This is a genomic window from Herbaspirillum huttiense (assembly GCF_047300815.1).
GTDB lineage: Bacteria > Pseudomonadota > Gammaproteobacteria > Burkholderiales > Burkholderiaceae_D > Herbaspirillum > Herbaspirillum huttiense_A.
This window is the reverse complement of the sequence record NZ_CP178609.1, coordinates 206,969-224,571: the sequence shown is the minus strand read 5'-3', so window position 1 is coordinate 224,571 and position 17,603 is coordinate 206,969. Positions and strand designations below refer to the sequence as shown.

Genomic DNA, 17,603 nt, shown 5'->3' with positions numbered 1-17,603 from the left:
CGTGCTTAGCAACTCAAATCGAATCATGGAGCCATTTTGAATGAAAAGAACACCTACTGAGCGCGCAATCATCTACGCAGGCGTACTCGGCGGCCTGGACCTCTCGGAGCTCAATTCTTTATTGCCGGTCGAAGCTCGCCCACTGCCGGAATCAAGCTACCAGATGCTTCGCACCGCATATTTCCGCAGCCTGGTAGCCGGTATCGGCCAGGCCCCGTCGCCTGCGCGGAACGGTTTCGGCGACTTGATATTCCGGCCAAAACCCTTCGGCGACCTGGATTTCTAACGCTATGGCCACAAGAAATATCCGAAAGCCGAGATCGTATAAGCAGGAGGAGATCCTTCTTACACTTGCGCCCATTCTCCTTCAGCAAAAAGGGTTTGCCGCGGCAGAATCGACGAAGGTTGGACCAATGAAGTTCCTCCACGCCAAGTCGGTTGACGGGCACGAGGTGGTCTTCTGGGTGAAGCAGGCATGGTACGACCGCGTCGGTTACGCAGCAGTCCAAGTAGATTTTCTCGGCGATTCAGACGATGGTGAATATCCCGACGCGGCCTTCATCAGCAAAGTCACAAAGCGGGTTGCCAGCGCCGTACGCAGAGGAGCTACCCACGCCCTCCTACTGAAAATGGAGGGCGATAGCATCGTTGACTACATTGCGACTCGAATCCAGGACATAACACGCATCTACGAACGACAAATTGAGGCGTATCCCCGACTTGCCCGCAACACGAAGAGCCCTACCATCTACTTCTCAGGTTCACGATCTGCTGAAGAAGTGCAGTGTGCGCAGATTGCTCGCACCTACGATATCTCGCTCGAAGTGTTGGCCGCGTCTCCACACCCGGCCGAGGTTGAACCAGACCAGTCGCCAGAGCCGGCTTCAAAAAAGGTGACGATCGAACTCGAACGTCGGCTCGCACAAGGGAAGTTTCGCCAGCTGCTGGGCGAGCACTTCCAGTGGCGCTGTGCCGTCACCGGGAACACAACCGCTGCGTTGCTGGATGCAGCCCACCTCCCCGGAAGGGACTGGCGATTTCATAACACCGCTAATGATGGCGTCCTACTTAGATGCGATCTTCACAGAGCCCTCGACGCCAATCTCGCAGAAATCAGGGATGGGACTTTTCTCTTCAGCGACGCACTTAGGGGAGGGGAGTACGAGCAATATCATGGAAAGCTCCTGGGCCTCTAAACAGAACGGCCGGAGCTTTCACAAGCCCGGGCCGTTGTAGAGGCTGTGATACCCAGGCGTTAACTTAGCCCGGGACCCCAAACGGAAACACTTGTTGACGATAAACGGATTAGCTCTGCAGCCTCGCCTGAGTTGGAAGTACGAGAAAGCTTCTCTGCATCCACGTTCTTATGGAGCCGAACAGCTATGCCGTATTTCCTCCCGACCTTCTGCCAATGGTGAACAAGGCGTCGTTCTTCATCGCTCAACATCTCCAGAATCGCGCCATCGAGCCTCACAATATCTGCCGTATCAGTGGCGAGCAGATCCCCATCCGGCAGAGGCAGATGCTCATACTGCATCGCATCCAAGGTGCACGCGAGTGCTTGGAAAACGCATCGTTTAACCGCGCCAATAGTGGCGCTTCCGGACGTCTTCATCACGACAATCGACGCCTTGCCATCGAGAAATCTAATGTGAGCACCGCCTCCTAGAATGGACCACCCTTCAATTGCTTGCAATCCGATCACGCCGTGCCCCAGCATTGCCTTTAGAGCTGGCGCGAGATCGAGATCGATCCTTAAGCAACCCTGCTCCAGGCCATCAGGCCTGTACGCCTTAAAGTGCACGAAGGTGGAATACGCTGGTGCGATTGACTGCACGAGCGCTCTACGAACTCTTGCGAACATCCGCTTCGCTTCGTCTCCATTCATGGGCCTAAAGGCAAACAACTTCCCTTCCCACTGACCGTCAATCAGTGCGACGGACATCACATCCTTTCGGTTGTGGAAGCGTGTGACAGGGTACGTTACAGAAAGGCGATACTGGTGTGCCGAATCAACGCGGAACGACTCTTGGAATGGCCCCTTCGAATTGGAGAAGTCCGGCAAAACAAACCACGGATCCACCACCGAGAATTTGCTCACATTCTCGACACGGACTCGAATCTCATAAGGGGTCGTACCCTCACTTTGCCAGCTCGCAAGGCGCTCGCCCTCGTACCGCTCGAACGCAATGTGGATTTTCACTCCCTCCAGCAACGCCGCCAAGGAATCAGCACTCGCAAAGCTACCCAGCGCAGACAGACGTTCCACAAAGCGTAAGGGTGAGAATGCCGGCACGGTTCCGCGATCTGAGTTGTCGCAACCTTTCAACTTCTGGCTAATAGCCGCTGCTGTTCGGAATCCGAATCCTGATGCACATGCCTCAATGATCTGTCCATGAGGGACAGGCAAGTCATGCGTATTTGCTATGATTGATGACGTACGAACGACGCCATTGAACGCTTCTGTGAGCGACATGATTTCTCCAAAAATAGGCTGATCGCCCCTTTAAAATCAAGCCTGATTGGAAATCAAGCACGCTCCAAGCTGCAGAGGGAAACTTCGGGTGGGGCGCCCACGTGTTCGAACGCTAGGCCAATGCCATGACGCTAATTTAGCTGAACTACACAGCGAAAGCAATCGCCGCGACTGGGTTGAAAGTGCCCCTACCACCGACTAGACTGCTCCTGGGCTCAGTAGGCTCGCACGCTTTCTCTCTGGAGTTTCTGCGCGGCACGCAGCTGGTTCAAGCATCACCCTCCTGCCGGCGCATATAGGGGCCCATCCGTGTGAAATCATTAAAACCAATGCAATAACATATGATCGGGGGATCTATGAAATATCTTCGCCAGTCGCTGACTGCGGCACTTCTTGGAATTACGCTCTTGTTGCTCTCCGGATGCGCCTCGGTAATTTATAAGGACGCTGCAACAACGTACACAGTTGCAGCACACAAACTAATTACGCAACTCAACTCCCTCGCCGATGCTTCAGCAAAGGCCGAGGACATGCGGCGAAAGCAAATAATAATCAGTGATCAGCAGTGTCCTATAGGTCAACAGCGGATTTTCGTTCGATACGGGCCATCCGCGATCTTTTCCAGCTACGTCGAGATGTTTCCAACACTCGCAGCAGGCCCCGACTGCAAAGCACTGGTTGCATGCGATAGCAAGCCCGGCTCCGCAGAATGCTCGAATGGATGCTACTCCCAAGCGCAAGCTACATGCCTCATAAATCTTGAAGGCGCCCTCGCTGCTGAACGGGCAAGGGCTGTATCGCCGAACACACTAGTGGAGACGCGATATCTTGGGTTAGCTAAGCTCTTGGACCAAATCGAATACGGGCGCGTCACATCGATATCATCGAAGGTAACTGCTGACTCAATAAAAGCGCTCACCGAGTACTTAGACCTTCTTGAGAAGGCTTCGTCAGCTAGCAAATCTGATCTCGAATCGCAAGTAAAGGCAACGGCGGACAGGATAGGGAAGGTGAGCGCTGGCTATGAAAAACTCAGTGGAGAGAAAATCTCAACGTCAGACGCGGCTACGCTTTCAAGCGTGACCGCCAGCCTGGGCGCATTGAGTAAACTTGCAGACGACCTGAAGATCATGCGGGACAACGCAAAGGATGCGGACGCCATAAAGGCAACGGTGATCAAGACTAAGACAGACGTAAACGGGCTGATTTCATCGCTGCGGCAGACGTCCGAGGCTGATCTGCTCCTAAGCCAAACGCAGTTCAACATTTCAGTAGCCAATGCACGAGGCCAAATCGAAGATAGCTATCGGGCTACCGGCGATCCCGTGAAGCGGTCGGAGCTTCTCGATCAAGCACTGACCTTAAAACGAAATTCGGGAGAGTCTGCTAGTCAGAGTCTCAACGCGGTTTTTGACTCGCTTAGCAAATCCCATGAGCAGCTGGTCGAACTGATCACTAATCCCTCGCTTGACAATAAAGCTGCTGCCCGAAACGAAGAGTTTCAACAGTTCAAGAAGGTAGCCGAGGACTCCGCGGGCGTAGTTAGCCAATTGGCCGCATTTTTCTGACCTAGGAGGCTGAATCATGAACAAAGACCAGTTTCACCTTGAATCCTGCAGACTCGCCAGTGACATTACCGCGCACTCATGGGCACCTAAGCCGCCGCTAGACAGCGGCGATCAGAAAAAACTTCAGACGCTTGGCGACAAGGTAGGAGCACTAGCGGCGGCCCTGCGCAACACAACCCCATCTACGGTCGACCCGGCGAAGATTGATAATGCGGCGATATCGAATGCAGCAGCCAGGGCGGTTCTAGCGTCGATGCTACCAGCCGGCAACCCGAATATGGTGAAGGACGATGTGTGGAGCGCTATCAATCGTGCTTCGACGGACCTTGCGGCCGTATTGCCCTGATCCCTATCTCGCTGGCGGTTGGCTTATGCGAACCGCCAGCACACTTTCCTGAGAGCCTCACGTGAGAGAATTCGGTAGGTGTGAAGTCATGTGCGCTGCGATTACCATCTGACTAATCGACTCCCAAGAAAAACAGATACGCAAGCACGTACGCGGGTCACGCCCGCCTCCAGGTAACAAATGGAGACCCAAGACGTATTTTCTCCCAGCCCAGCAGCAAAAATATTTTTCGTGATGCTCGCCGGCTATTGATGGTGCGACAGAGCCCTCTAGTCGGAGTCCTGTCGACAGGAGGATTTCCTCCCATTCTTTATTCGATATGTCACCTAGCCGCAAGCGACTATATGGCCCAGCAAGCAATTCCAGTGTAGTGACAACGTGTTCTGGCCTGTCGTAGGGTGGCACACCAGTCAGCCAGGTCCTCCAGTGACCAAGCAGAATCCAGGCACTCACAACTACCAGCAGAAACGGTAGATCCAAAATTTTGAAGTAGCTGCCGCTCGGTTTCCCTCAACTCCGCTTGGGTTTGTCTCAGTAGATCGACCTGTTCGGCAAGCAACTTCCTAAAATCTGGTCCTCCCCGGCCTGCCGCCCTCCAATTGTCGAACGTGCCACAGCAACAGATTTACCGCCAATAAAAACTGGTACCCCAGAAACCAAAAAACCCAAGTCACTGAAGTAACTCGGGCTGCTTGGTCGCGGATTCTACTTTTACCTTGCCGAATTGCCCATGGGGGGATCCCTGGGCTCTCCGACGCATAGTCAACATCTAAAGGAAAATGAAGTCAAAACTTCAAAGTCATTCTGCAAGGCTTTCGCACATTTGGCAAGCGTTTAGAAATCTCTGCATAAAAAAGACGGCCGAGCAGACCAGTCGCATCCGCACATTCACGCCGCTATATGCGCGAATAACAATTCAACTCTCATATGCTGCCAATAAAAACTGGTACCACAGAAACCAAAAAGCCCAAGTCACTAAAGTAACTCGGGCTGCTTGGTCGCGGATTCCACTTTTACCTTGCCGAATTGCCCAGGGGGACCCCTGGGCTTTCCGACGCAAACGATTTAAAGGAGAATGAAGTTCAAACTTCGAGACAATTTTGCAAGGCTTTCGCGCGTTTGGCAAGCGTTTAGAAAGCTCTCCACGAAAAAAAAACTTCCCCCAAACTGGGGGAAGCCGGTGGGTTAGCGCAGTCGGCTTAGCGCGAAATTCTTGGCGCACAAAGCCAAGTTTTTACCTCTGGAAGTCATTCCATGGAGGTCGATAACGTCGTTAAGCTGTTTCCTGCACTGCTTATTGAGGCAAAGGAGAAGTAAGACTGCCATAGAGCCTGGGACCACCAAAAAGGCTGCCAGCAAAATGCGTTTGATTTTCATCGCGCTTCCAAGATTGAGAGTTCTTAACCAAAAGAGATGAAAAACATCTGTGCGTATGCCCAGTTGTTGCTCATCTCACGTGGCACTGCTAATGCCCTTGCGCTATTCCTAACCTTTATGGAGAAACTTCATGGAACCCTTGAATTCCCAACAGCAAACCCCTACGCATCTCCCGCTTCGCGATCAGGAAGTGGCACAATATGAACCAAAAAGCTTAGTACGACATCAGCACGGCGATAGTAAAATCAAGAGCGTCGCTGAAGTCGTTTTCGATCTCGCCTTCGCTGCCGGCAGGCGGGCCGAGTCGCAACCCACGTTGATGGACGATTCCCGCAGACTGTTTTTGGTGCTCTTCGAATTCGCTTGTTCGTTCGAGCACCACTACCAGCTTGCTCCGGAGATGTCGGAGCATTATTTAGAGGCGATCGACGCTTTCGCTGACCTAGTGCTTTCCGAAGATCTGGTTGGAGCTGCAACCTTCTTACAGCAGATGGCGCTTCACGGCTATGAAGGCGTGAAACAAGCCACAACCGGCACCGATGGACTGCTATCCTAAGTAAACACCAAGACGCCGCCTGCAAAATGCAGGCGGCGTTTAACCTTTTTGCATCGATTCAACACAATTTGCATTTGTTTTATTGATCCGTGTTATTATTTCTCTGAAGAGAGTGAATTCTCTTTCCTGACAAAACATTTCGAGGATCACATGAAGAAGATCGCAGCATTCGCCTTGCTCTGCCTGATCACGCTTTGCGCGTGGGCGAGCCCCGAGACCGAACAGGTTTTGGCAAATCTGAAGAAGAAGTATCCGAACACAACGTTCAACTCGGTTGAGCCAGCAGCACTTCCGGGACTGTACGAGTTCACCATGGGTAAGAACATCGCCTACACCGACAAGGAAGGCCGATACTTCATGTTCGGCAGCCTCTACGACATGGATACGCGACAAGATCTGACGGCGCCAAAACGTGAAGCCCTGTCCAAGATCGACGTCAGCAAGTTCCCTCTCAAGGACGCGATCGTTCGCGTGAAAGGGAAGGGGACGCGGAAACTGTATCTGTTCACCGATCCGGACTGCCCGTACTGCAAGCAGCTCGAAAACGTTACGCTTCCGAAACTCGATGACGTGACGATCTACACCTTCATGTTCCCGATCGACCAACTGCATCCACAAGCTCGCGCCAAGGCCGAGGCATTCTGGTGCTTGCCTGAAAATGTCCGCGCCGAAGCGTGGGACAAGTTCATGACCACCGGTGCATTGCCACCGATGAACGCCAAATGCGACAACCCCGTTGCCACGACGATCGCACTCGGCGATAGCATTGGCGTCCGTGGTACCCCAGCAATGTTCAGCGAAGACGGCCGGTCCCTTCCTGGTGCGGTTCCGCTGGATAAGCTGGAAGCGTTTTTGAACGGTCAGAAAATCAACTGACCTCCAGCATTACCAGTATCGGCCTGCATTCTCGCAGGCCGTTTTCTTTACCTAACCGGGAATACTGATGACAGCCAGAATCTCAATCCTCGCATTGTGCCTACTCGGGCTTTTCGCTCGCGTGGTTGCGGCGGAGGAACTCGGTCAGTATGGCAACACCTGGGCCATACAAGAGCAAGATGCCGTCGATATGATCAAAGAGCGACTGGGTCGTATGGAAAAGCGCGGTCAACTGAAGAAGTTCTGGGAAGACTATCGCTCACGACAGCTGGCGAACCTCGAAAATCCCCCGCCCGTCGCCGGCATTACCACAGCCACTGAACGCAAGGTCTGGACCTACGATCCCACCTACACCTATTCAGACACGGTGAAGGATCATCTGGGCAATATCATTGTCCCGTCCGGAACCAAGATTAATCCGCTCGACTACGTACGGCTTTCAAAAGCACTTGTTTTCATTGACGGTCGGGATCCGAAGCAGGTCCGTTACGCCAAGCAGCGCTCTGATGCGAATCCGCAGGACAAAATCATTCTGGTCGCCGGCTCTTTCCTGAAACTCAACCGCGAATGGAAGCGCCAAGTATATTTTGATCAGCAGGGCATTCTGGTGAAGCACTTTGGCCTTAAACACGTGCCAGCAGTGATTTCTCAACAAGGGAAGGCACTGCAAGTGGAGGAGTTCGCCCCATGAAAAAAATCCTATACATCCTCGCGGTCCTTGCGGGATTGCTCAGTGCGGCAAACAGCGCGAACGCTGACGATGGCATTTGCACTGGGAACTTCCCCAACCTCATCACAGACGTCTGCTGGTCGTGCGTGATGCCGATCAAGCTCTTTGGCGGGACTACGTTGCTCTCCATGGGCCAGGAAGACTTTGACTCGGGAAGCAATGATCCCTTCTGCTTCTGCGACAATCCCCCTAAGGTGGGCATCCCGACTTCGTTCTGGGAAATGGATATGATGACCGATGTTACGTCCGTTCCTGGCTGCTTTCCTCTTTTGGGTGGGGTTCGCGTCAACGTTGGAATTAACTCAAACGCATTTGGCGACCAGCGCGTAAAAGAGACCGATCGCATCAGCGCCAACAAGACTTCCTTCTTACAGGTGAATCTGTACATCAACCCTGCTTTATATGTGATGGGGGCGATTCTCGATGACACTTGCCTGGACCAACGCGGTATCGATATCCCCTGGGTTTCTTTTGCCGACCCAACTCACAACGACGACGAACTTGCGGGCATCTTAACGCCCTATGCATTTCCATTTGGCAGCATGGTGGCGATTGGCGCGATGTCGGCTGATGCAGTAGCTGCTACGGTAGGCTTCCCCTTGTCGGAAATCTTCTGGGCGGCTGGTTCTTATGGCCAAATGTATCCGCTTACAGGCAACAACGCCTCCCACAAGAGCATGGAGTCTGCAGCGAGACTTCAGACTGTTCGAGTGCTCGCAAAACTGCATGCGGCTGGCACGCAGTGGGCATCCTTTGGGAGTGACGCGCTCTGCTCTTACTATCCACAAATCATTATGGATAAGCGACAGTACAAACTGACGCGTCTGTACCCGACGCCGCAGACATCAAAGATCAACGGGCGATGTTGCGACCCCATTGGCCGCTCAACCATTTTGACCGAAACGAACACAGAATTACCTTTACCTGGCTGGAGAGACTTTGGATATGCAATTTTCCGCAAACGTGACTGCTGCAGTGGCGCTGCTCCTGGCCAGTAACTGCTTGTACGCTCAAGATCTGAAACTGCCAACCCAGGCTGAGATCCAGGCGCAAATGTCGAAATATAAAGAAGGGGCTAACTCGGCCCTTTCGAATACTCCTGGAAAGGCTCCGGGCGGCTTTGTGGCGAAAGTGCCTCAGGTCGGAGCACCTTCTCCAGCAAGGAAACAATCACTGGACGAGGTGATCAGTCAATATAATCAGGCTAAAAACGGCAAAGTTGGAAAGCCAGGCACGAATGATTTGATCATCTTCGTATCTTTCTCCATGCCTAATGACGTTCTTGCAGAACTCTCCCGCCAAGCGAAGGAATTTGGCGCAGTGATGGTTATCCGAGGCTTCAAGGATGGCTCGCTGCTTGCCACTAAACGTGCGGCATTGATGGCAAACAAAGGCCGGGTGGAATGGGAGATCCATCCGGAACTGTTCAAGGCCTTTAAGGTTGAGAGCGTGCCAGCATTTGTGGTCGCTTCCGCCGATGCAGAATCAGTCCTTGAAGACGGTTGTTCGCCTGAAGCGAGCTACACGTCGATCACCGGCGATATGTCCTTGGAGCTGGCACTTGATACAATACGACGTCGGGGTCAGCCGGAAATCGCAAAATTGGCGGCAGCGCGACTCGACGCTTACCGTAAGAAAAATGAACATCGCCTGCGCTAATCGCATCGCAAAGAAAGGTCTCTATAAATGAAGTCCATTTTCCTCACATTGTTCGCCAGCATGTTCGCAGGCAGCGCTATGGCCGGACCGGCGGTACTTGTTCCACCAATCTCGAAGGAGCCGATAAACCAATCACAGCTGTTCACAAACGACGCAAAGACGACCAAGTTGGATGGCGTGGGCGAGGGCGAAAGTCGCGCTGTACGATCTGGTGACAAGCTCTTTTCCGGCAATGTGGTGACTTATACAACGGAGACGACGATCGAGGTCACGAGTCCACTCACGATTGTCGGCGACGGGACAGAGCTGACCATCACCCCAAGTGAGCGCATCAAGCCAGCTGCACGCTTCCTCGACGGCCAGGGAAGCACCTTCTACTTGGTGCCTACCGACGCCTCCAAGAGCACCTTCATGCGGAAGTCTCGGTTTGTTGCTATCTCAGCTGACGGCAACGTGATTGACCATACGTTCTCCCCCAACTCTACGGAACGGGAGCGTTGGAATCTGTTCTCGGTCCGTGAACCCCTGACGAGCATCAGCAACGGTATGATTGTCGTCAGCAACAAGGAACGTGCTGGAGCCGCGGCGTGCACAATCACTGCCGTTTATCAAGGTAGCGGTGACGGGGTGATCAACATGAAGCTACTGCGCGTAGCTCCCTCCGGAGACGTTATCGCACAACGAGACCGTGTGCTGTCGGCTGACATCAAGGACGTCAATCTTGCCGGCGTCAACGTCCATATCGACGCTGTGTCGAAAGAAGCGATCCAGGTAAAGATCGGGCGAGGCAGTCGTCCAACGTGTAGTGGTCAACTCTAATCACTCCGCAAAAAAAACAAGCGGGCATTCAATGAATGCCCGCTTTTTTTTAGTCCAGCACCGACAGGTTATTTCCTGTGTTCTGCGCTTTCCGCTTAATCGCTACCCACTCTGCAGTTGTCATCCGCTGGAACTCTACGGTCTCAACGACTTCGCCCGAATGTCGCTTAAGAACTGTGGCCGTCTTGACGCGGTAGAAACCAGCAGCATAGCTTGGCGTTGCTGTGAACACCACAGTTACGTTTCCGTCGGGTGTCGGGCGATACATCGCGCAGTGCTCCGACAGAAAGATCCAGTTAAAGACGGCTTTCATCATGTAAACGACGACTTGGAATTCGGTCATCAAATTAGTTGCGATGCTTTTCATAGAAGTTCTCCTCAGAGGTTAAGTTTGCAACAAGGAGATGCTTCACATGGGTAAGTACGCAGTCGTTCAGATCGATGAGTAATCCCCTTCGCCACCTAGGCCATCAAGCAGGGCCGGTAGGAAACGTCTGAGCTCTCGGCTCAGTATTGTCAGATTCGATTGAGCCACAGTCTCCATTTCTTCGTCAGACCTTGGCTTCTCCTCCGTGCCAGCGTCAAGGAGCTCCAGCTTCTTTATTTGAAATTTGTCTGTCAACACAAAACTGAGTCTGTCCTTGTACGTCATGGCCAGTCGTGTCGGACGCTTGCCTTCACCGATGTGCTGCGCGATTTCCTCGCGCTCAAGCGAGAGCCTCGCGTACCTAACCATAGGCTTTTCTTCTTCAGTGCCCTTCAGTTCGCAGTCTCGGTCAATAGAAAAATCATCGGGGGCATCCCCGGTCGTCAGCCATTCGGCCATAGCCTCTGCTGGGTTCCTATTTGACTTAACACTTGCAAGTGGTATCCCATCGACCGCACGCAGGAGAAACCCAATGACATCGTCGCATTTGGGGGCGCTGGATGTGTCAACTGTGATCCAGCCGTCTTTCTGGTCAATGATGAGACGGACGAGCGACTGTTTTTCCAGCACCTTAGGCAGCAGCTGATCATATGCCTCCTCCTTCATCATCTTTTGCTCCTTTCGTCCAGGCTTGTATCCCTTTTCTTTTTCGAAGCTCTGGACCATCTTCTTTACTCTGCGCTTCAAAACGTCTCCCGGAACGGTCTTTGTCTCTATCTTCACTGCTAGCAGAGTGCAACGTTCGGTAGAGATGTGTTTGGGGCCGTCCTCGTAGACGCTCGTCCAGCCGATCGACTTCGCTTCCCGCGGCTGACAAGGGACGAATTCATTTTTAGCAATAATTCCGTCGAGCATAGCTGGAGTTAAGCTCCACGCCTTCGTCAAACGGAATGCAAAAAGGTTACTAAACATGTTTCTCCTACCAAATATCGTGACATGGCTGCATAATACAGATTGCATTGGTTTAACGCATTTTGCATCAATTATTCATAGATGTTGGGAAATTTTCAAAATCCTTTAGACCTTAGAGATCAATGTTTCACATTACTGAGTATTCAGATAATTTTCTCGGAGGTTTAAATATGAATGCACGCTATGTGAAGGAAGGGAAAGACGGTAAGCAGATCTACGACCTTGACGCAGTAAAGGCTGATTTTCCTATTGAGCTTTTCTTTGAGCATTTCCTGGGAGGGCAGGCGAAGCCATTTCCAGGAGCATTACGGTACTCCGTATGCCCTAACTGCGGAGCCTCCTCCTCGGATTCGGGCAAGTGCCAGGTAAAGGACGACAGCTGGAACTGTTTCGCATGTCGCGAACACGGTGACGTTATTACGGCGGCGCAGTTCTATTTCAACGCCTCGCTGCCTGTTGCCATCCGGGAGCTAACCGGAGCGGATCTCAGTGAACGCCGAGAGTTTGTCAGGCCATTGCGTCCGCCAGCTGTTGAGCGCGATGCCGATGCAATCGCAGAGGTAATCGACTTACTGCTGAAAAACTCTCAGGGACTTAGCGAGGATGTACTGAACTACTTAGCCGGGCGTGGCTTCCATCGGGAATTTTCGCTCGAAGCTAGAGCGAAGGGTCTCGTTGCATCTATGCCTAGCCGCCCCAACGATGCAAAAGCGTTTTTACTTAAGCACGTTGGCCGTCCTCTGCTGGAAAAAGCCGGAATGTGGCGCAAAGAAGCTGGGGCACCCGCGCTTGCATTTCGTCCGTTACTGCTCGTTTCCAGCAATCGGCGTTCCATCGAACTTCGACTTCTTCGAGCACCTAGGCCCGAGGAGCAGAAGTGCATTCGCTACGGTGGGAAGTCGCCTTGGATTTGGTCAGGGGAAAGCGGTCGGTACCTTTTGACTGAAGGACTGTTTGATGCAATGGCCGCAGTTGTGATGGGGACTCGTAGGACGGTAATCGCGCTACCAGGCTGCGAAGTATGGGATGAGGAGTGGTTTTCCGACTTCCAGGCTGGCGCCGATGTTATGACTGCCCTAGATCCGGACTCCGCTGGAAAGCGAGCGTTTCAAGATTTAGGGCTGGCGCTCACCAGGAAAATTGGCGGTCCGATTGCCAACTACATCCACAAGCCCGGTTGCGAGGACCTCAACCACGAACTCCAGGTACGTCTCGGTCTTGTTAAGCCTAACCCTGTCTTTGCGTAAGCAACGACAAGACCCAGTGCACTTGCACTGGGTCACTTTTTTGTACAAACCCGTTCAATCCTAATATGAACCGTCGTGAATTTATCACTGGAGCCGGAGCCCTGTGCATCGCATCGGCTTTGCCCAACATCGCATTCGGTGCTGGACCGAATTTCTGGGAACGTCCTCGGGAGCTTTGGATATCGTCGCATATCAAAGCTGACGTGCACGAAGAGATCAAACTGACCTACTGGGCTAACGGTGTCTATCTTCCTGGCGCCTGCGATCAGTTGAACTGGATTATGCGAGACGTCAACGAGGGAGTCTCGGGTGCCATGAACAAGCGTCTATTCGATATCCTTTATGCTTCCCAAGGTTATTTCCGAGGCAAAGGTTACTATCGACCAATACTTCTCTTTTCCGGCCATCGCACAGTGGAGACGAACGCACGTGTGAACGGCAAAGAGAACTCGCGGCACTTGCGAAGTGAAGCTGTAGACTATGGGCTGGACGGAGTTCCAGCAGAAGCAATGGGAACTTTACTCAAGACGCTTCATGCCGGTGGGGTAGGGGTGTACCCTAATAAGAAGAGCGTACATGCCGACATTGGGCCAGTGCGCAGTTGGACTGGTTAACTACCATCTGAACCGAAGATATCCGACATGCCGTAAGCACTCACTATTTCCCCCTCGGTAACTCATCATCCCCTTACACCTGAGTTACCGTTCTGCCAGCTGCGATCAATCGCAGCTGGCTTTTTTTCGCTTATGGTGCGTGGGGTTGCACACGACCGCGTTCAGCACTAAAACATTTCCGACCAGGATACTTGGCTCATCCCTAATCTGTAGGCGGCGTTTCTCGTGTCCAGCAACCGCTGATAGGGATTCTTGCCCGTGACGTACCACCGATCGAGATACTGCGATAGCAGGTACCGAGCCGAAAGCCTTTGCAGAATCTCCGTGTAGGAGTCAATCTTCTTATCACTTGCGCCTAAGGTCGACATTAAATCAGCGTGCCGGATACCTGGCTGCCGCCAGACACACTTTGCAAGCTGGATGGCGTCAGAGTCGCCAATCATGAAAATCTCACCCTCAATAACTTCCGGCAAAGGCGTGACCGCGAATGGAAATGGTTCTGAATATGCAATTGCCCTGCGCCACAGCTCGTATTGAATTCGAAGGCGCACCACATCGGGCCTTGCGGTCAAAACTTGACATATGGTGTCAAAATTGATCGGGCTGGTATCCTTTTTGAATATCCACTCTGCGGCTTTCAACGCAATTTGGGGCTTTTTTGTATCAATGATTGCCAGCACATTCTCGCGAATCGCGCGAAAACAAAGCTTTTCTTGCGGAGTCTCGAAATCCTCCTCTGTCAGCGCCCTCAGCCTTTCTTCCCGTTTTGTTTTTTTTCTTCCAAGGTTGGATAGATCTTCGAGCGCGGCGAGAGCACGTTCTTGATCAGGGTCGTATGTGAGTTCACCAGCTTCTTGATCATCCACAGACTCCATTTCGCTGCCATACTCACCGCCGCCGTCATCAAAGGCCCCAAGGCTCCCGAAAAAATCGGAACCACCAAGTCCCTCAATCCACTCACGGACACGAGCAGTAGCAGCACCAGCAGCCCGATCACCAGAAAGAACGTCAGATCCGTGTCCATTGATTTCCATGCCCCCTTGATTCAAAGATGAGTTCACTATTTATTCCCTTTCACACATGACATCATGTCATTTACATGCCGTTATTCGTTCGCCAGTTCTGGTTGGCGCTTGCCTGAATTCTTCTTTGCACTTTCTACAAAGTTTGCTCCGAGGTACTGGTCGCTATTTTTGAAGAAGTCCGCACCCGCAACACTTGTCCGTTTGAAATGGTTCAATTGAACAGGGCCAATCTCCTTCGTTAGTTTCCGACTCATCCGAATCATCGGCACTCGAACGTTGTATATCTCGTCGCCTCCGTAGAGGACAATACATTCACCCTTGGAAAGGGCCTTTAGCTCATCCGGCGAAACGCGGAAGCTTTCTTCCTCTCGCTCACCAACTGACATGCCGGCGCCCGAACCAGCTCCTCCTTCAGGAGAGAGGTTCAATGTCTGGGTGTTTGTGCTCTCGTTGTATGTCTTACTCAGTGAGCGGGCGATGGTTTTCTGCATGCCAATAAGCTCCGAAAATTCGGCCGCCGTTTTTTGTGTACCTATCTTGAAGATGATTTTGAACCATGTATTGCCTAGGACCATCTCCTTGAACTCTGGAGAAACGTTCTCAAGGTTCGCCAACGTCTGGCAAGCTGGCCAAAGCGCGATCTGGGCACTGCGCGCTTGTTCGAATGGCGAACTGAGTGCGTCGGTAGCGTACGAGCCCACTTCGTCCATAAAGACAAAGAAAGCAGGGTTCGGCCTTTGACCTTCGGGAAGCGCCTGAACCCAAGAGATTGCAGTGCGTAAATCGCCTAGGAACATTTTCGCTAACGCTGACGCGGCTTCCTTTTTGCCCATCGTCGGAAGTGCAACGTAAATGATCTTGTTGCCCTTGATCGCTTCGAAAAGATCGATATCGGGGGTGTAGCTATTGAGAACACGGCCAAAATCGCCCGTCCCGAACATATACATCCGGCCACCGAGCCCGCCGAATGTATCGCGCATTTTCTTGGTGTCGACCATATGAGCCAGCTCGGGCTTGTTACCACCACGGTATTGCTCTAAGAAGAGAGAAAACGCTTTAGTTGCAGGATGATTCGGCTTATCACGCTTAAGCCTTTGCTCCAAATCCTCAATCGCCTTCGAGTTCATCAATAAGACGGTGAGATCGATAAAATTGTACGCTAAGCCGGCGGCCTGGAGCGCTGCGACAAGCGTTGCAATCCCCTGATTACCGGAGGAACGATAGTGGTCAGCACCAGGGCTGTTGTTGGTGCTAGGTATCAGCGATAATGTTCGCGCAGACACTTCATCCGGATCACCCCGGATAATGGGATTCCATGTGTTGCTCATCTCCGGGTTCCCAGGATTTAGCACAAGAAAATCCTGTTTGCGTCCGCACCAACAACAATACTGATAGATGGTTTCGATATCTTCGGAATTGAGCTTACCGTCGATAAATGCCAAACCACCGCCCCGCTGGATTTGCTGAAACATCAGCAGCTTCCCAAGAACGGTTTTTCCTACACCGCTCTGTCCACCGATAAAGCCGTGCCGCATCAGGTCCTCGTCGGGTATATAGACTGGTTGTCCCGTATCGGTCGTAAACCCAATCAGCAGACCGTCAGGGCGGGTAAGACTTGCTGCTGACTCAATCGATATCTTCGAATCAAGCAAGTGCTTCTCCTTCATATAGCTGAAGGTCCGGTTTGCTAAATATCCAGCGCCGGCAAAGCCCAGTCCGAGCGATGCTGCAATTGGCACTTGAGCGAAGAAGGGAGATGTGAGCAGGGCGCTCGCACCGACCGCGCCAAGCGCAACGGTATCGGTGAACCCACCAAGCTTAGTGCCGTAAATACTTTCAAGACCCATAGTGGACATTCCTAAAAAAAATCCCCGGACGCAATGCGTCCGAGGGTGTACTACAGTAACTGAGCTCTTCCAGCAGAAGCGTTAGACGTATTACTGATTTCTGGTCGAGCTAGTAGGTAGCTCCTCTCGAAATCCGTGATGTTCTTTTCTGCCAGTATTCCCATGCGTACCTTCTCCGGATCTGCCGAAACCTTACCTTCCGAGAATCGAGTCAGGATATCCAGACAGGTCTGAGTAAGCCCCGATCGAGCTCGAAATGCGGCTTCGATCTCCGAAAACGTTTCTGGCACCTTCGGCTTCGTATGGCCTCCATAAGTTGCCGCGGGGCGTTCTTGAGGAATCGAGCCCTGCGATTGCCGATCCGTGCCGCCAGCCGTCTTTGCTAGGAGTTCCCTCGTACCTGCAGGCAGCGCCTGGACTTTATCGCGGCCGGCTTGGCTACTTAGAAACTCTCGGTACTTCGAGTCTTTGTGAAGATTCATATAGACATCTCCGCTAAACCCCAAGAGCGAAAGGCATTTCGTCATCCCATCAGTTACGCTCGACTTGAAAGCATCTTCATTTGAGGTGACATCACCGCTCGCGTCACGATAGACATACTTTGTGGCTCCAAACTGCTCGACGAAACCACTTCTCTTCTGGCCTCCGTCGATTTTGTTATACCAAAGCTTGACCTTCACCCGGTGGATCTTCTCAACGCAAATCACTGCGCCGGCAGGGGAGACAATGGGGGCGCCATCGATGATCTGGTCATCAACTACCGTGAAGCCCCATCCCAAACCAATGGGCCCAAACATCTGCGTTGCATTCATCACCATAAACTGCGGTGCGATAGCAACGCCGTCGAAGCCTCCTCTCGTAAACGCAGTAGTGAATTCAGGTGGCGTAAAAAACACCTTCTCCCATATCACGTTACAGCCATCCGGTAAGCCGTCCTTGTTCATCTGAAGAAAGTACGCGCTCGCATCTTGAATACTTGCGCTCACCTCCTGCTCAGTTGGGTTACTCATAAACACCTCCAAATATTTACGGATTTCTCCTAGTCAAAGGAGATGCGCAACATCGGCAGGTAACCCAACATTCACTGCTACACGGATCAATATTCACACGGAATTATAAACCTA

At 52.3% G+C, this 17,603-nt stretch carries 18 protein-coding genes; 12 read left to right on the top strand and 6 right to left on the bottom strand.

Annotation, left to right across the window (positions count from 1 at the left end; all coding sequences use genetic code 11):
• The first annotated feature begins 40 nt into the window (after nt 1–40).
• Together ACLRDN_RS26365 and ACLRDN_RS26360 are read left to right on the top strand one after the other, a co-directional pair.
• Nucleotides 41–286 carry a hypothetical protein gene (locus tag ACLRDN_RS26365; protein WP_413460823.1) on the top strand — a complete coding sequence of 82 codons (246 nt, stop codon included), beginning with the start codon at nt 41–43 and terminating at the stop codon, nt 284–286.
• Nucleotides 287–413: 127 nt separating this feature from the next.
• Entirely contained in the window at nt 414–1,196 is a 783-nt protein-coding gene (locus ACLRDN_RS26360; RefSeq protein WP_413460822.1) for an HNH endonuclease, read from the top strand.
• A gap of 59 nt (nt 1,197–1,255) precedes the next feature.
• On the opposite strand, the gene ACLRDN_RS26355 is transcribed toward ACLRDN_RS26360, so the two are convergent.
• On the bottom strand, nt 1,256–2,476 hold the full coding sequence (locus ACLRDN_RS26355; protein WP_413460821.1) for a hypothetical protein: 1,221 nt from the start codon (nt 2,474–2,476) through the stop codon (nt 1,256–1,258).
• 356 nt (nt 2,477–2,832) lie between these two features.
• Between ACLRDN_RS26355 and ACLRDN_RS26350 the strand changes: the two genes are divergently transcribed.
• The 8 genes from ACLRDN_RS26350 (at nt 2,833) to ACLRDN_RS26315 (ending at nt 10,407) form a co-directional block, all read left to right on the top strand.
• On the top strand, nt 2,833–4,044 hold the full coding sequence (locus tag ACLRDN_RS26350) for a hypothetical protein (RefSeq protein ID WP_413460820.1): 1,212 nt from the start codon (nt 2,833–2,835) through the stop codon (nt 4,042–4,044).
• A gap of 16 nt (nt 4,045–4,060) precedes the next feature.
• Complete coding sequence (locus ACLRDN_RS26345) at nt 4,061–4,390, top strand: hypothetical protein (protein WP_413460819.1); 330 nt, start codon at nt 4,061–4,063, stop codon at nt 4,388–4,390.
• 1,507 nt (nt 4,391–5,897) lie between these two features.
• A complete protein-coding gene (locus ACLRDN_RS26340; RefSeq protein WP_413460818.1) occupies nt 5,898–6,323 on the top strand; it encodes a hypothetical protein in 426 nt (141 codons plus the stop codon).
• A 150-nt stretch (nt 6,324–6,473) separates the two neighbouring features.
• Entirely contained in the window at nt 6,474–7,199 is a 726-nt protein-coding gene (locus ACLRDN_RS26335; RefSeq protein ID WP_413460817.1) for a DsbC family protein, read from the top strand.
• A gap of 67 nt (nt 7,200–7,266) precedes the next feature.
• Nucleotides 7,267–7,890: a type-F conjugative transfer system protein TraW gene (gene traW / locus ACLRDN_RS26330; protein ID WP_413460816.1), complete on the top strand. Its 624-nt coding sequence runs from the start codon at nt 7,267–7,269 to the stop codon at nt 7,888–7,890.
• The gene (locus ACLRDN_RS26325) at nt 7,887–8,927 is read left to right on the top strand and encodes a TraU family protein (protein ID WP_413460815.1); all 1,041 of its coding nucleotides are present in this window, start codon (nt 7,887–7,889) and stop codon (nt 8,925–8,927) included. Before traW ends, ACLRDN_RS26325 begins: the two co-directional genes overlap by 4 nt.
• On the top strand, nt 8,875–9,588 hold the full coding sequence (trbC, locus tag ACLRDN_RS26320; protein WP_413460814.1) for a type-F conjugative transfer system pilin assembly protein TrbC: 714 nt from the start codon (nt 8,875–8,877) through the stop codon (nt 9,586–9,588). The genes ACLRDN_RS26325 and trbC overlap by 53 nt, the downstream gene beginning before the upstream one ends.
• A 27-nt stretch (nt 9,589–9,615) precedes the next feature.
• Entirely contained in the window at nt 9,616–10,407 is a 792-nt protein-coding gene (locus tag ACLRDN_RS26315) for a hypothetical protein (protein WP_413460813.1), read from the top strand.
• A gap of 49 nt (nt 10,408–10,456) precedes the next feature.
• Here the strand turns inward: ACLRDN_RS26315 and ACLRDN_RS26310 are convergent, their stop codons facing one another.
• Together ACLRDN_RS26310 and ACLRDN_RS26305 are read right to left on the bottom strand one after the other, a co-directional pair.
• Entirely contained in the window at nt 10,457–10,774 is a 318-nt protein-coding gene (locus ACLRDN_RS26310) for a hypothetical protein (protein ID WP_413460812.1), read from the bottom strand.
• A gap of 66 nt (nt 10,775–10,840) precedes the next feature.
• On the bottom strand, nt 10,841–11,746 hold the full coding sequence (locus tag ACLRDN_RS26305; protein WP_413460811.1) for a recombination-associated protein RdgC: 906 nt from the start codon (nt 11,744–11,746) through the stop codon (nt 10,841–10,843).
• Nucleotides 11,747–11,868: 122 nt separating this feature from the next.
• Between ACLRDN_RS26305 and ACLRDN_RS26300 the strand changes: the two genes are divergently transcribed.
• Both ACLRDN_RS26300 and ACLRDN_RS26295 read left to right on the top strand, forming a co-directional pair.
• Entirely contained in the window at nt 11,869–12,993 is a 1,125-nt protein-coding gene (locus ACLRDN_RS26300; protein WP_413460810.1) for a toprim domain-containing protein, read from the top strand.
• Between the two features lie 65 nt (nt 12,994–13,058).
• The gene (locus ACLRDN_RS26295) at nt 13,059–13,607 is read left to right on the top strand and encodes a YcbK family protein (protein ID WP_413460809.1); all 549 of its coding nucleotides are present in this window, start codon (nt 13,059–13,061) and stop codon (nt 13,605–13,607) included.
• Between the two features lie 167 nt (nt 13,608–13,774).
• Here ACLRDN_RS26295 and ACLRDN_RS26290 read toward each other — a convergent pair whose 3' ends face one another.
• The 3 genes from ACLRDN_RS26290 to ACLRDN_RS26280 are packed head-to-tail and all read right to left on the bottom strand — an operon-like array spanning nt 13,775 to nt 17,489.
• Complete coding sequence (locus ACLRDN_RS26290; RefSeq protein WP_413460808.1) at nt 13,775–14,668, bottom strand: hypothetical protein; 894 nt, start codon at nt 14,666–14,668, stop codon at nt 13,775–13,777.
• A 44-nt stretch (nt 14,669–14,712) separates the two neighbouring features.
• Nucleotides 14,713–16,479, bottom strand: coding sequence for a type IV secretory system conjugative DNA transfer family protein (locus ACLRDN_RS26285; RefSeq protein WP_413460807.1), 1,767 nt, complete (start codon nt 16,477–16,479; stop codon nt 14,713–14,715).
• Nucleotides 16,480–16,529: 50 nt separating this feature from the next.
• Complete coding sequence (locus tag ACLRDN_RS26280; RefSeq protein WP_413460806.1) at nt 16,530–17,489, bottom strand: hypothetical protein; 960 nt, start codon at nt 17,487–17,489, stop codon at nt 16,530–16,532.
• Nucleotides 17,490–17,603 lie beyond the last annotated feature (114 nt).